General features: G+C 68.4%; 14 protein-coding genes. 7 read left to right on the plus strand and 7 right to left on the minus strand.

Annotated features, from left to right (window positions below; genetic code table 11):
* Window positions 1-38 precede the first annotated feature (38 nt).
* The 5 genes from EES48_RS06705 to EES48_RS06725 all read right to left on the minus strand — a co-directional run bounded on the left by EES48_RS06705 (window position 39) and on the right by EES48_RS06725 (window position 4,472).
* Window positions 39-1,124: an HAAS signaling domain-containing protein gene (locus EES48_RS06705; RefSeq protein ID WP_162998053.1), complete on the minus strand. Its 1,086-nt coding sequence runs from the start codon at window positions 1,122-1,124 to the stop codon at window positions 39-41.
* A 14-nt stretch (window positions 1,125-1,138) separates the two neighbouring features.
* Window positions 1,139-1,471, minus strand: coding sequence for a PadR family transcriptional regulator (locus tag EES48_RS06710; protein WP_122465585.1), 333 nt, complete (start codon window positions 1,469-1,471; stop codon window positions 1,139-1,141).
* A gap of 119 nt (window positions 1,472-1,590) precedes the next feature.
* Window positions 1,591-2,211: a glutathione S-transferase family protein gene (locus EES48_RS06715; RefSeq protein ID WP_122465586.1), complete on the minus strand. Its 621-nt coding sequence runs from the start codon at window positions 2,209-2,211 to the stop codon at window positions 1,591-1,593.
* A gap of 30 nt (window positions 2,212-2,241) precedes the next feature.
* Entirely contained in the window at window positions 2,242-3,516 is a 1,275-nt protein-coding gene (locus EES48_RS06720; RefSeq protein WP_122465587.1) for a NupC/NupG family nucleoside CNT transporter, read from the minus strand.
* A gap of 77 nt (window positions 3,517-3,593) precedes the next feature.
* Window positions 3,594-4,472: a branched-chain amino acid aminotransferase gene (locus tag EES48_RS06725; protein WP_122465588.1), complete on the minus strand. Its 879-nt coding sequence runs from the start codon at window positions 4,470-4,472 to the stop codon at window positions 3,594-3,596.
* A 97-nt stretch (window positions 4,473-4,569) separates the two neighbouring features.
* On the opposite strand from EES48_RS06725, the gene EES48_RS06730 reads away from it, so the two are divergent.
* Both EES48_RS06730 and EES48_RS06735 read left to right on the plus strand, forming a co-directional pair.
* Window positions 4,570-5,304, plus strand: a complete 735-nt coding sequence (locus tag EES48_RS06730) for a response regulator (protein ID WP_122465734.1) — start codon at window positions 4,570-4,572, stop codon at window positions 5,302-5,304.
* A 1-nt stretch (window position 5,305) separates the two neighbouring features.
* Window positions 5,306-6,649: an ATP-binding protein gene (locus EES48_RS06735; protein ID WP_122465589.1), complete on the plus strand. Its 1,344-nt coding sequence runs from the start codon at window positions 5,306-5,308 to the stop codon at window positions 6,647-6,649.
* Window positions 6,650-6,827: 178 nt separating this feature from the next.
* Here the strand turns inward: EES48_RS06735 and EES48_RS06740 are convergent, their stop codons facing one another.
* Window positions 6,828-7,451, minus strand: coding sequence for a hypothetical protein (locus EES48_RS06740; RefSeq protein ID WP_162998054.1), 624 nt, complete (start codon window positions 7,449-7,451; stop codon window positions 6,828-6,830).
* Between the two features lie 109 nt (window positions 7,452-7,560).
* Here EES48_RS06740 and EES48_RS14815 point away from each other — a divergent pair, with 109 nt between their 5' ends.
* On the plus strand, window positions 7,561-8,193 hold the full coding sequence (locus tag EES48_RS14815) for a hypothetical protein (protein WP_162998055.1): 633 nt from the start codon (window positions 7,561-7,563) through the stop codon (window positions 8,191-8,193).
* Here EES48_RS14815 and EES48_RS06750 read toward each other — a convergent pair.
* Window positions 8,190-9,425, minus strand: a complete 1,236-nt coding sequence (locus tag EES48_RS06750; protein WP_240623249.1) for an N-acetylmuramoyl-L-alanine amidase family protein — start codon at window positions 9,423-9,425, stop codon at window positions 8,190-8,192. The genes EES48_RS14815 and EES48_RS06750 overlap by 4 nt on opposite strands.
* A gap of 169 nt (window positions 9,426-9,594) precedes the next feature.
* Here EES48_RS06750 and EES48_RS14820 point away from each other — a divergent pair, with 169 nt between their 5' ends.
* The 4 genes from EES48_RS14820 (at window position 9,595) to EES48_RS06765 (ending at window position 14,393) form a co-directional block, all read left to right on the plus strand.
* Entirely contained in the window at window positions 9,595-10,305 is a 711-nt protein-coding gene (locus EES48_RS14820) for an MPN domain-containing protein (protein WP_162998056.1), read from the plus strand.
* Between the two features lie 31 nt (window positions 10,306-10,336).
* Window positions 10,337-10,783: a hypothetical protein gene (locus tag EES48_RS06755; RefSeq protein ID WP_162998057.1), complete on the plus strand. Its 447-nt coding sequence runs from the start codon at window positions 10,337-10,339 to the stop codon at window positions 10,781-10,783.
* A gap of 97 nt (window positions 10,784-10,880) precedes the next feature.
* Window positions 10,881-11,372, plus strand: a complete 492-nt coding sequence (locus tag EES48_RS06760) for a hypothetical protein (protein WP_162998058.1) — start codon at window positions 10,881-10,883, stop codon at window positions 11,370-11,372.
* Window positions 11,373-11,756: 384 nt separating this feature from the next.
* Window positions 11,757-14,393: an Rne/Rng family ribonuclease gene (locus tag EES48_RS06765; RefSeq protein ID WP_122465736.1), complete on the plus strand. Its 2,637-nt coding sequence runs from the start codon at window positions 11,757-11,759 to the stop codon at window positions 14,391-14,393.
* The last annotated feature ends 30 nt before the right edge of the window (window positions 14,394-14,423 follow it).

Here is a 14,423-nt window from a genome sequence, read left to right on the forward strand (position 1 = left end):
CCGTGATCATGTCTCGCGGTTTTCGGACCTGGATGGGATCAGCGGCGACCGACCAGCATCCGCGCCGCGTTCGCCACCATCGATCCCGCTGCCTCGGCGGTCGCCGCGATGGCGATGATCGTGAGAATCCCAGGAATGTTCCAGAATTCACCGCGGGCCATGCCTTCCAGCCGTATGACGAGTCCGTCGATCCCCTCAAACCGGATCAGGGGCGCCAGGGCCGAACCGGTCCAGACCCAGGCGAAGATGGCCAGCCGCGCGGCCGCGAACACGAACTCGCCCGCCGCCACCCCGCGCACGTGGCGAGGATCACCGGGCCGCGCCCCCACCCGGGCAAGGTGAAACACCATCCGCGCCAGCAGATAGGCGAAGATCGGCCAGAACAGCGCCTCGACCATGGAGACGACGATGGGCCTGTAGTCGATCCCGCCGACCACGGCGCCGAGGTCTCGCGGTGTCACGCCGCCGATGTCCAGGGCGGCCGTCCACCACAGGAAGACGATCAGCGTCCAGGCCGCCGCGATCATCGCCGCCCCGGCGGGCGACGGGAAGTCCCGAGCCGCGGCCTCCGCGCGTTTCCCCGACGCCGATGCGGCGCGCTCCCAGGCGTCGCGCTCGAATCGCGTCACCTCGAACAGCGCCAGATCCTCGACCCGCCATCTGTCCATGAAGCTGGGCAGGCGCGGCTGACGCTCCAGGATGAAGCCGGCGACGGTCGCCAGGCCGATCAGCGTGATCCCGCCGGTGAACACGTCATGGAAGAAGTGGCCGATGGCGCGTCCGACGCTGACCTCGCCCAGCACCACCTGAACCACCGCGCCGATGGCCGATACGGCCGCCAGCAGCATCAGCCCGGCCTTCACCGCGAACAGCCACCACGGATAGAGCGTCGGCCCCACCAGAGCGTCCGGTCCCTTGGCGTAACGCGCGGCCACCACCAGCGGGTGGCCGACCTCGCGCAGGATTTCCAGCTGCTCGGCCTCGGTCAGCGGACGGCCCAGGGCCTCCTCTCGCGCCTCGAACCGGCTCAGGATCAGGTCGCGCAATTCGGCGACGATGTCGTCGCGCTCCTCGGCGGGCAGTTGGGCCGCCACGGCCTTCAGATAACGATCAATCAGGTCCATCTTGGTCAGCCCCTTCACAGCATCTTGTCGAGCGAGGCGCCGATGGCGCGCCACTCGGTTGTCAGGGCGGCCAGCATCGCCTCCCCCGGCGCCGACAGGCGGTAGAAGCGCTTCCTTCGCTTCTCCTCTTCGCGCCATTCGCTGGTCAGCAGTCCCTGGCTCTCCAGCCGCCGCAGCAGCGGATAGAGGGTCGATTCCTCGATCTCGAGCCCGTCGTCCGAGAGGGCCTGGCGCAGGGTGTAGCCGTAGCGCTCCTCGCGCAGCCGCGAGAGCACGGCCAGCACCAGCGAGCCGCGGCGCAGTTCCAGCCTCAGGCTTTCAAACAGGTCGGGATCGAACTCGGCCAAGACTTGCTGTCCATCACATAGTGTGTGCCATACAGTGTATGCGACATACTGTGCGGCGCCGTCAAGTCGGACGTCGGCGTCTCAGGAAACTAGGGGCGTCCGGCGTGCGGACCTTGGCCTCAGAGACCCGCCTTCGCCGCCGGACGGGCGCGCATCGCCTCCATCCAGCGATTGAGGTTTTCCAGCTCGGCCGGCGGCCGGTATTTCACCAGTCGGGCGAAGTCGATGCCGACGATGGCCACGATGTCGGCGATGGTGATCCGGTCGCAGGCGATAAAGTCGCGTCCCTCCAGCCGCCGGTCCAGCGTGCCCATGAAGCGCTCGGCCGCCAGCTTGTTGTACTCCGCCAGAGCCGGCAGCTGCTGCGCCTCCAGCACCGCCAGGGCCGGGTGGGAATGGCGCACGTTCAGCATGATCGGATTGGCCAGATAGAACTCGCAGCGGCGGGTCCACATCTCGATCCAGGCCTGCTCCTTGGGATCGATCCCGAACAGGTTCGGCTCGGGATACAGCGCCTCGAGATAGCGGCCGATGGCCACCGATTCGGAGATCACCGTGCCGTCGTCCAGCTCCAGGGCGGGCACATGCGGCACGCCGACCTTGGCGCGATAGGCCTTGGTGCGGTGGTCGCCGGCCATGATGTCGATCGGCACGATCTCGATGTCATCGACACCCTTCTCGGCCATGACCCAGCGAACCCGGCGGGGGTTCGGCGCGCGGACGGAATCGTACAGCTTCATCGACCGTCTCCGTTGTCTTTGGCTATGCAGTTAGGTGCCGAACACCGCCCCCGGCAAGGCCCCGACCACCGCCGCGCTCATCAGGGTCGCCAGAAAGCCGGCGAACAGCGCCTTCCACACCATGTCGAGCACCATCTGACGCCGCTCGGGCATCAGCACCGACAGGCCCGTCACGGTGATGCCCACCGAGCCGATATTGGCGAAGCCGCAGACCGCATAGGTCATCAGCATTCGGGTGCGCTCGCTCATCTCGCCGGCCGGGATGTTTCCAAGCTCGATGAAGGCCACGAACTCGGTCAGGGTCAGCTTGACGCCCAGAAGCCAGCCGGCCCGCCCCGCCTCGGACCACTCGACACCGATCAGCCAGGCCACCGGCGCGAACAGCCAGCCCAGCACCCGCTCTACCGTCACCGGCCCATCGAACAGCCAGAAGCCGCCCAGCATGACGTTGACCAGGGCGACCAGAGCCACGAACACGATCAGCACCGCCGAGATGTTCAGCACCACCATCAGGCCGTCGGCCGTGCCCTTGACGATGGCGTCGATGGCCGAGTCGTACTTGAGGTCGGAATCGTAGTCGGCGTGCGCCCCGCCCTCCCCGGGCGTCTCGGGGATGATGATCCGGGCCAGAAGGATGCCCGCCGGGGCCGAGACGATCGAGGCGACCAGCACATGGCCCGCCGCATTGGGCAGCACCGGCCCCAGGATGGTCGCATAGGCCACCATGGTCGACCCGGCCACGGTCGCCAGCCCGACCACCATCATAAGGAAGACCTCGGACCGGGTCAGCTTGTCGAGATAGGCGCGGATCACGATCGGGCTCTCGATCATGCCCAGGAAGATATTGGCCGCCACCGCCAGGGCCGAGGCCCCGCCCAGCCCCATGGTCCGCTGGAACAGCAGGCCGAAGCCGCGCGTGATCCACTTCAGGATCTTCCAGTGCCACAGCAGCGCCGACAGGGCCGAGATCACCAGGATCAGCGGCAGCACCTCAAAGGCGAAGACGAACAGGGCCGGCTGGTTCTGAACCACATAGGGCTGCTCGCCGCCGGCCAGATAGCCGAAGATGAACTGGGTGCCGCGCCGCGTCGCCGTCGCCAGGCCGTCGACGGCCCCGGTAATGGCGTTCAGCACCACCGCGCTGCCCGGCACGCCGAACACCAGCAACACGAGCGCCGCCTGCACCAGCACCGCGCCGATCGCCAGCTTCCAAGGAAACGCGCGCCGGTTCTCACTGACCGCCCAGCAGGCGCCCACGATGACGGCCAGGCCCAGCAGACTCTGCAGGTTCAGGATGTTCGGCATGCGGCCCCCGCCCGGCTCATCCGCCGGTCAGCGATCCTTGAAGGCGACCCCGGCGCTATTGGCAAGCGCCTTCGCGCTCACCTCATCCGACGCACCAGACGGCCGTAGTCCTCCATCAGACCCAGGCTCAGGTCCGCCGGCGTGAAGCCGTATTCGCCGATGGCGCTGACCGGAGTGACCTCGGCGGCCGTGCCGGTCAGGAAGCATTCGGTGAAGCCGGCCAGTTCTTCGGGGCGGATGTCGCGGACCTTGACCTCGATCCCCTTGGCGCGGGCCATCTCGATGATCGTGCGCCGGGTGATGCCGTCGAGGATGGAGTCGACCGTGGGGGTGTGCAGCACGCCGTCCTGAACGAAGAAGACATTGGCGCCGGTGGCCTCGGCGACATAGCCGCGCCAGTCCAGCATCATGGCGTCGGAGAAGCCGTTTCGCTCGGCGGCCATCTTGGACATGGTGCAGATCATGTAGAGACCGGCCGCCTTGGCCGCTGTCGGCGCTGTCATCGGATCGGGGCGGCGCCAGCGCGCCCACTCCAGGCGGATGCCCTTGGCCTTGGTTTCGGGATCGAAATAGCTGGGCCAGTCCCAGACGGCGATGGCGACATGGACCTTGCCATTGGCGGCCGAGACGCTGACCTGCTCCGGCCCGCGATAGGCGACCGGCCGGACGTAGCAGTCCGAGAGTCCCATCTTCTCGCAGGTCGCCTTGCAGGCCTCGTCGATCTCGGCGACCGTATAGGGCAGCTCGAAATCCAGCAGATTCGCCGAGCGCTGGAGGCGTTCGGAGTGTTCCGTCAACTTGAAGATTTCGCCGCCGTACATACGCTCGCCTTCGAAGACCGAAGTGCCGTAATGAAGGGCGTGGGTCAGGACGTGAGTCTTGGCTTCGCGCCACGGGACGAAGTCGCCGTCCATCCAGATCCAGCCGTCGCGGTCGTCGAAGGGAACAAACGCCATTGATGCCTCTCACCAGCCCTAGCTCACGGCCAAGCCCGACGCTTAGACCGACGCGGGCCCTTCGCGTCAACGCCGGGGCGGTTGGCGCATGAGCGAGATGCGTTCGTCCCATCGGCCATCGGGCCGGTCCGGACCGGTAGCGGCGCCGGGCCCCTCGCGCCATCTGCTGATCGTCGACGACGACGATCGCATCCGCGAGCTGCTCAAGGAGTATCTGACCCGCGAGGGCTATCGCACCACCGGCGCCGCCCACGCCGAGGCGGCCAAGCGGCTGCTGGAGTTGCTGGAGTTCGACCTGGTGGTGCTGGACGTCATGATGCCGGGTGAGAGCGGCTTTGACCTGACCAGCTGGGTCCGGGCCAAGGCCGAGACCTCGCGCACGCCTGTGCTGCTGCTGACCGCCAAGGGCGATCCGGACGACCGGATCGAAGGGCTGTCGCGCGGGGCCGACGACTATATGTCCAAGCCCTTCGACCCCCGCGAACTCGCCCTGAGGATCGAAGCCATCCTGCGTCGTACGGGCGGCAAGCCGCTGGTAGCCAAGGAGGTGCGGCTGGGTGCGGCCACCTTTGACCTGGAGCGCATCGAGCTGAGCCGCGACGGCGCGCCCCTGCGCCTGACCGAGGCGGAAGGGCAGTTGCTCAGGACCCTGGCGATCAACGCTCACGCCCCGGTCGAGCGTATGGCCCTGGCCTCGAATACGGCCGACATCACCGGCCGCGCCGTGGACGTTCAGGTGACCCGCCTGCGCCGCAAGCTGGAGACGGACCCCAAGAACCCCCGCTATCTCCAGACCGTGCGCGGCGTCGGCTACATGCTGGCGCCCGACTGAGATGCGATGGGTCGGCCCGCGCGTGCTGGGGCGGTTCGTCAAGCGCCGGCTGCCAACCAGTCTGTGGGGCCGCTCCCTGCTGATCATCATCCTGCCGGTGTTCCTGATGCAGGTGGTGGTGACCTGGATCTTCTTCGACGCCCACTGGCGCACGGTGACGGCGCGGCTGTCGGACGGCCTGGCCGGCGATATCGCCTGGGTGGTGGCCAGCTATGAGGATGAGCCGACGCCGCAGAATCTGGCGGTGATCGCGGCCCGGGCCGAACGCAACATGCAGCTGTCGGTCGCCCTCCAGCCCGGTCGTGACCTGCCCGACGAACTGGACCGGGGGCTGTTCGGCGTGGTGGACCGGACGCTGGAGGCGGCGCTGGCGAACCGGCTGGACGATCCCTTCTGGTTCAACACCACCCGCTACCCGGCCTATGTCGATGTGCAGGTCGGCACGCCTCAGGGGGTGCTCAAGATCATCGCCCCGCGCGAGAGGGCCGTGGCGACCCAGGCCCACATCTTCGTGCTGTGGCTGGCCGTGGCGACGGTGCTGCTGATGTCGGTGGCCATCCTGTTCATCCGCAACCAGGTCAGGGCCATCGAGCATCTGGCCGAGGCGGCCGAGGACTTCGGGCGCGGCATCGACAGCCCGAGTTTCAAACCCTACGGCGCGCGCGAGGTGCGCTCGGCCGCCCGCGCCTTCCTGGACATGCGCGGCCGCATCCAGCGCCACATCGACCAGCGCACGGCCCTGCTGGCCTCGGTCAGCCACGATCTGCGCACCCCGCTGACCCGGCTCAAGCTCGAACTGGCCCTGGCAGAGCCCGGCAAGCGCGCCGAGGCCATGCGCCGCGACCTGGACGAGATGGAGCACATGATCGACGAGTACCTGGCCTTTGCGCGCGGCGAGGCCGGGGAGCAGACGCAAGGCGTCGATCTGGCCGCCCTGCTGGACGAGGTCGCCGAGGACACCCGCCGGCTGGGCGTGGAGGTCGAGGTCGCCGCCGAGCGCCCCCTGAGCGCCGAGTTGCGGCCGCTGGGGATCAAGCGGGCGCTGATGAACCTGGCCGGCAACGCCGCCGATCACGGCGCGGCCATCCGGCTGGGCGCGCGGCGACTGGCGTCGGGCGGACTGGAGGTGACGGTCGAGGACGACGGGCCGGGCATCCCCGAGCATCAGCGCGCCGAGGCGCTGCAGCCCTTCTCCCGCCTGGACGAGGCCCGCAACCAGAACCGCAAGGGCGCGGGCCTGGGCCTGGCCATCGCCCGCGACGTCGCGCGGGGGCACGGTGGAGACATCGAGCTCGACCAGAGCGACCTGGGCGGGCTGAAGGCGACGATCCGGCTGCCGGGGTGACGGCGGGGACTGGGGGGGGCGTGACGCGTGAGTAGCGCCCAGCCTTTCCCGCCTCCTCGGCGACCCGAAGGGCGGCGCGAAGCAGCCAAGGCCGGGGCCCAGGGGCGCGAGGGCCGCGGTCGGAAGCATCTCACGCAAGCCTTCCTGGGCGCCGGCCTTCGCCGGGGACACGGGGGAGTCATGGCGGGCCACGTTTTCTCGCGAGGGCGGCCTGGCGGCGGCGGTCGGCGCGGGATCGCGGTTTGGGAGAGTCCAGTCTGTCCAGTTCGGGGGCCGGAGGCGGCGTGGTCTCAAGAGCCGCGGCGCGGTCGGTCCGTGCGGCGGCGAGGACAGCCTGGGCGTGGGCCTGGATCGAGCGGGAGACGCGGGTGGCGTCGTCGAGGCGGTCGGCGCTGTCCCGTCGGGCGCGGCGCGAGCGGGCGGCGTCCAGGCGATCGGCCTCGCGCTCGGCGGCCATCATCTGCCGGAGCGCCGCGTCGCGCAGTCGGGACCAGCCTTGGGCGGCCTGCAACCGCCCGCGCCGGGCCTCGACGGTCATGCGACGAAAGGCGAAATCGGCGAAGTCGGCCTCGTCCATGTCCGGCAGGTCGTCGTCGTGGTCGTCGAAGGCCAGGTCTATGGGATCGGGATCGGACTGATCGGCGCGTCGCCAGCCCTCCGCGGCCTTGCGGCGATTGAAGTTGGAGCGGCCGAGGTCGAAGCGCTCGCAGACGCTCTCGGCCGGTTCGCCGGCTTCGTAGGCAGAGCGGGCGGCGGTCCAGGTGTCGTCGGAGCGGGCGCGGTACATGCGGGCGGCGTACACCGCGCCTGCGCCAGGAGCGGTCGTGGGGCACCAGCGCGTCACTCAAGCACCGGGGCTTGCCGTATCACGCAAACCGGTGACAATCCGCTCACTGATGGAGCTAGTTCACGTGAACCGCGACGTGACTGCAAGTTGGATTCTGGTAGCCGGCTCGCTCGCGGCCATCGTCGCGGCCTTCGTTGCGGAAGGGCGAGGCTACTTTCCGTCGGCCCTGTATCAAACGCACGTGCAGTGTCCCGGATCGGATCGCCCTTTCCCGATTCCTGTCCTCGATGAGTTTGAGCGTGACTGGTATGTGAGCCATCTCCGGTCACTAGATGAGCCGTCCTTGTGGCGCGCCTCGCAATCCGGGGATGGACGATTCGAGGTGAGGTTCACTTGGCTTCGCTCGTTTCACCCGACGGTCGTTGTGAAGGTTTCGGAGACGACTGAGGGAGCCATCCTTGTCGCGAAGGAGTCCACCGGTCTGGGCGGTTATGATGCCGGAGAAATCAACCGAACCGCGCGACGAACCCTCGCCCCCGCCGAGCTTGCGGCCCTGAAGGCCAGCCTCGACGATGCCACCCGGCTGTCCGCCATCAATTGTGAGTTGGGGCTCGATGGAGCGGCGTGGATCATCGAGAGCCGCGACGCCGGCAACTATACTTATCAGAACCGATGGTCGCCACGCGACGGCGCGGTGAACCGCTTTGGCCTGGAGATGATCGCCCTGACCGGCTGGACCTTCGCGGACGTCTACTAAGGCGCCCCAGCCGCCCCGCCCGCAGCCGCCATCACGGCCGCCTCGGGTTCGCGGAAGTAGCGGTCGATGCCTTCGGCGACGGCGCGCATCAGGTGGCGGCGGCGGCGGTCGTCGGTGAGGGCGCGCTCGTCGTCGGCGTTGGTGATGAAGCCCATCTCCAGCAGCACCGCCGGGACGTCGGGGGCCAGCAGCACGGCGAAGCCGGCGTCGCGGTGGCTGCGGCGCAGCAAGGGGTGGTCCGAGCCCTCGATATGGCTGAGCAGGACGCGGGCGAACTGGGCCGAGCGGTTCTGGGTGGCGCGCTGGGTCATGTCCAGCAGGATGCGGTTCACCGAGGCGTCGTGGCCCGGCAGGCGCATCTCGGAGGTCCAGTCGCCGCGCGAGGTGACCTCGCGCACGGCGCGGTCGGCGCCCTGTTCGGACAGGGTGTAGACGCTGGCGCCCCGGGTCTCGGGCGAGCCGCCTGCGTCGGCGTGCAGGCTGATGAACAGGTCGGCGTCGGCGTTTCTGGCCACCTGGACGCGGCGGCCATGCTCGACATAGCGGTCGGTGTCGCGGGTCAGGATGACGCGGTAGCGGCCCATGCGCTCCAGCTCGGCCTTGAGCTGTTTGGCCGCCTCCAGGGTGACGGCCTTTTCCTGGACATGCGCGCCCAGGGCGCCGGGATCGCGGCCGCCGTGGCCGGCGTCGATGACGATGATGGGGCGCTCGCGGCGACGCTCTGGCCGGCTTTCGCGGACCGAGCGAACCGGGGTGATGGGCGTGGCGGCGGTGGCGTCAGCGGCGCCGACGGCTTTCACATCGACGACATAGCGAAAGTGGTCGACGCCGTCGCCGGGGGGCAGCAGGAAGCGACGCTCGATCTCCACAGCGCGGGCGACGTCGAGCTCGAGCCGCGAGGCCGAGCCGGATTCGGTCACGCGCCAGCGGCGGACCAGGCCCCTACCCTCCCCCGCCATGTCGCGATCGGGCGAGACACCGGCCAGGGTCAGGACCACCTGGCCGCCGGCCCCGGCCTCGACCACCGTGCCGCGCGCCTCTCCGGCGAGATCAATGACGATGCGGGTGCGGTTCGAGTCGCCGCCGAAGCGCAGGCGCAGCACATCGGCCGCGCCGTTCCAGGCCAAACCGGAGGTCGCGGCGGCCAGCACCACGGCGAACGCGATCAGGCCGGCGAGCCCGGCCAGGGCGCGCCGGCGTCTGGGCTCGGCGCCCCGGACGGCCTGGAACACGGACAACACTTCGACGAATACTCACGCCAGATTCTTGGTGCGGGCGGCAAAATGCGCCCAACAGGGTTTGCGAGCGGTTAAGGATGACGGCTGCCGCATCACGATGGCGTCAGGCGCAGCAACCCAAGCCCCCCCCCCCAAGCCGTTTCCTCCACTCAAGGAGGTGGCGATGCCCCAGGACGACGACGTTACAGAGTTGGATGAGATCGTGGTGATCGGCCAGCGACGACCGGCCGGCAGCAGCGGCGCCTATGGCGGAGGCGGAGGTCGCGGCACGGGCGCCCCGGATCAATATGAGATCGACGACGACCCGAACCCTCAGCCGGATGGGCCGGGCTATGATCCCTGCGCCACGCCGGAGGGGGCGGCGGCATGGAACGCTGACGCCGCGGCCGCCAAGGCAGCGCAGGACTTCATGTCCGAGGCGATCAGGGCCGGCGGGAACGACGTGGGTCCGCGGGGGCCGAACATGCGCAATCGCGAATGGGGCGCGTTCCTACTCAAGTCGTCTGGCAGGGATATCGAGGTTGGTACGATCATTCCAGGACCGGAGATCGACTGGTCAGATCTGACGACTGACTTTTCGGTTGACCTCACCGGGGCGAATAACGCGAACTATATGGGGGATGTCCACACCCATCCCGGCGGAAGTCCACTTCCCAGTGGCGAAGACTGGGACAATTTTCTTGCGAGTAACGCTAGAGCGCGAAATACCCCACCGGGTCGTCCCGATGAAACTTTCTATATGTATGTCATTACAATCAATCCTGACGGGTCGATCGGGACTATTCACGTGTATGAAGACGCGCCAGGCGATACAGATGATCCTCCCCCAACTGAAATCGGGCAGGAAGTGAATCCTAATGGTCGACCTTGCTAGCGCTCTTGTCGCAGCCGCGTTCGCTAGTCTGTTGCAGACGCCTGAAGCTCCTCAGGCCACCCCCGCTCCGGCGATCGGCTACGACGTGCATCACGAGCGGGAGTGGCAGCGGTCGGTCGCCTTCATAAACCGGGGCTTGGTGGGCACCGATTGGTCGCCCACTGCCTACGACTGGCTTGTCGAGGTTCGCCGGGTTGATACAGGACCGCAGCGGTTCGAGATGCGCGACTGCGCCGGTCTTGCCGAAAGGCTGGCACGGGTGGCCCAGGCTGATTTCGGGAAGTTCTACCTGCCGGGAATTGTCCCGGATCATGGTCGGATCGGGTCTAGGAGAGACGGGTTCAGCTACGGCCTTTGGGGCTCCACCCGCGACGAGCAGGGCTTCAGCGGCAAGGTCGCCATATGGCCGACGGGGGAGATGGCTTCCGCGATCCGCGAGCTGGATATTCGCGTGCGGGAGTGTGCCGATCAGGGCTGATTGCTTAGCTCGTGCGTCTACGAGAGCGGGGATGCTCGCCCGACCCAGGCCGAAGAGGAAGTGAATCCCAATGGTCAGCCCTGCTAGCCTCGGCGCCTTGCTGCTCGTCATCGGCGCTCTTCAGCCTGAGACGACGCCGCAGTCTGATCCGTCTCGGGCCCCCCGGATCGGCTACGACGTCCACCGTGAGCAGGAGTGGCAGCGATCGGTCGCGTTTTACAACGATGGACGGGTCGGGTCGGGCTGGTCAGCGGAATCCTTCAAGTGGACTGTGGAGGTCCGTCAAGGCACTGAAACGCCCGTCATCCGCCTGCCGATGCAGCAGTGCGAAGGTCTGTCCGACTTGCTGGCGCGTGCCGCCCAAGCCGACGCCGGCCAATTCTCGCTGCCGGGAATCATCTCCGACAACGGCAAGATCGCTCGCCGAGTCCACGGCGCCCGCTACCGGTTCTGGGGCTCCACCCGGGACGAGCAGGGCTTTGGCGGCGAGATCGCCATCTGGCCGACCGGTGAGATGGCTTCAGCGCTGGACGATCTGGACCGGCGCGTGCGGGAGCGTGCGGACAGGGCTGACGCCGTCACCCCTTGACGGGCTTCTGGGACACAGCGCTTTCCATTCCCCGCCGGCGTGACTATGTTGATCGCGACCGATGGCCGCTCAAGGCGCGCCTCTTGGTCATGACATCCGCCTGATTTCGCGGGTCGGCCGGGGTTTCCGGCGATTCGCCAGTCCCTGGCAGCGTGGGCTCCGATGACGGAGTTCGACGCGCCGAAAGAACGAACCCGAACTCGATGGGCCCCATCCCCAGCCTCTCCGCCTCCGTCCAAAGCGCCCCCGGCGCCGGACGCGGAGCCGTCGCCCGCGCGCACGCGCCGGCCGACCGGATGCTGGACACGGCCCCTTCCCAAACATCGGCGAGCCGCCCCCTCCTCCGGAAGAGGATGCGGATTGGCGCGCCTGGAGATCGCCTACATGTCCAAGACCATGCTTATCGATGCGGCGCACGCGGAAGAGACGCGCGTCGCCATCGTGGACGGCCGTCAGATCGAAGAATTCGACTTTGAATCCACGGCCCGCCGCCAGCTGCGCGGCAACATCTATCTCGCCAAGGTCACCCGGGTAGAACCCAGCCTACAGGCCGCTTTCGTGGAGTACGGCGGCAACCGCCACGGCTTCCTGGCCTTCAACGAGATCCACCCCGACTATTATCAGATCCCGGTCGCCGACCGCGAAGCCATCATGGCCGAGGCGGACGATGACGGCGACGAGCACCTCGATCGCGAGAGCGCCGACGACGAGGCCGAGGGCGGCCCCGCCGAAGAGGAGCGTCTGAAGCGGCGCCTGATGCGGCGCTACAAGATCCAGGACGTCATCAAGCGCCGCCAGATTCTGCTGGTGCAGGTCGTCAAGGACGAGCGTGGGGCCAAGGGCGCGGCCCTGACCACCTGGCTGTCCCTGGCCGGCCGCTACTGCGTGCTGATGCCCAACACCGGCAAGGGCGGCGGCATCTCGCGCAAGATCACCCAGGCGACCGATCGCAAGCGCCTCAAGGCGGCGGCGGCCTCGCTGGAGGTGCCGCGCGGCATGGGCCTGATCATCCGCACCGCGGGCGCCAAGCGCACCAAGGCCGAGATCAAGCGCGACTACGACTATCTGCTGCGGCTGTGGGAGACGATCCGCGAGACCACGCTGAAGTCCAACGCCCCCTCGATGATCTATGAGGAGGAGAATCTGGTCCGGCGCGCGGTGCGCGACATGTTCGACAAGGACTTCGACGGCATCCAGGTGGACGGCGAGCAGGGCTGGCGAGAGGCGCGCGACTTCATGCGCGTGCTGATGCCGTCCCAGGCCAAGAAGGTGCATCTGTACCGGGGCGCGACGCCGCTGTTCGCCTCGCACAAGATCGAGGAGCTGCTGAACCAGATCCACCAGCCGGTGGTGCCGCTGAAGTCCGGCGGATATCTGGTGATCAACCAGACCGAGGCGCTGGTCGCCATCGACGTCAACTCGGGCCGGGCGACCAAGGAGCGCGGCATCGAGCAGACCGCGCTGAAGACCAATCTGGAGGCCGCCGCCGAGGCCGCGCGCCAGCTGAGGCTGCGCGACCTGGCCGGGCTGATCGTCATCGACTTCATCGACATGGATGAAGGCAAGAACAACCGCGCAGTCGAGAAGGTGCTGAAGGACGCGCTGGCCGGCGACCGGGCCCGCATCCAGATGGGACGCATCTCCGAGTTCGGCCTGATGGAGATCAGCCGCCAGCGGCGTCGCCTGGGGGTGATCGAGGGCGCGACCGAGGTCTGTCAGCACTGCCAGGGCGCCGGGCGCATCCGCTCGGCCGAGAGCGCCGCCCTGACCACCCTGAGGGCCGTGGACATCGAGGCCGGCAAGAACGGCGCGGGCTGCATCGTGCTGCGCGTGTCGACGGCGGTGGCGATGTTCATCCTGAACCACAAACGCGACTATCTGCAGCGGCTGCAGGCGCGGAAGGGTCTGAAGGTCATCGTCCAGATCGACGACAGCCTGGCCCAGGCCGAGCATGTCATCGAGCGCACCGAGACGGATGAGGAGTTCGTCGCTCCGGAAGCCTTCCAGGACCTGCCGGCCGACGACTTCGACGATGTCGTGGACGAGGCCGAGGAAGACGAGGACGAGGACGAGGCTGTCGAGGCCGAGGGCGAAGGTTCGGCAGGCGAGGACGAGGACCAGGATCGCGGCGGGCGTCGCGGCCGGGGTCGGCGGCGCCGGCGCGGTGGACGCGAAGACGAGACCAAGACTTCCGAGGCCGCGGAAGACGACAGCGAGGCCGCGTCGACCGACGATGTCGAGGCGCGCGACGACGACGACGAGGATGGCGGCCGACGTCGCCGTCGAGGTCGTCGCGGCGGCCGTCGCGTGCGCGAGGATGTGGCCCGCGAGCGCGATCCCTATGGCTGGGTCCGGGCGCGCACGCCGTCGCTGGACGACCCCTATGTGTGGTTCGATCCGCTGGATCCTCAGGGCTCGGTGAGCCCGACCCGGGTCGAGGCGGCGCCGGCGGACGGCGAGTCCATTTCCGGCGTGCAGGCCGAGGATCGCGGCGAAGGCGGCGGACGCTCGCGTCGTCGCCGGCGCGGACGCGGTCGCGGCCGGGATCGTCAGACCGATGAGGACATCGACCAGGCCCCGCTGGATCACGACACCAAGGTGGAGACCCGTGCCGTGGCCGAGGGCATGCCGGCCGAGGCCCTGCCGGCCGACCGGCCGATCGCCGTCGAGACCGGGGAGGCCGAAGCGCCGCGCCGCCGCCGGGTGCGTCGCAAGCCCGCGGCCGAAACGGCGCCGGTGGACACAGCCGACGCGGTCGAACTGGACGTGACGCCCGCCGAGGCCGAAGCTGAGCGGGACGCGGAGGCGGTCGCACCCGCGCCGCAGACGTCGCCACAGGCCGCTCCGGTAACGGCCGAAGCTGAGGGCGAGACGGCGACGGACACCGCCGAGGCGGTCGCCCTGGTCGAGCACGCTCCGGCCCGCAAGCCCGAGCTGGATGTGTCGACCCTGATCCAGGATGATCCGCACCAGATCACCGAGGCCCCGAAAAAGGCCAAGCGAGGATGGTGGCGTCGCTGAGCAGGCGGCGCTAGTCTGACCGGCGGAGGG

This window comes from Brevundimonas lutea (assembly GCF_003704105.1).
GTDB lineage: Bacteria > Pseudomonadota > Alphaproteobacteria > Caulobacterales > Caulobacteraceae > Brevundimonas > Brevundimonas lutea.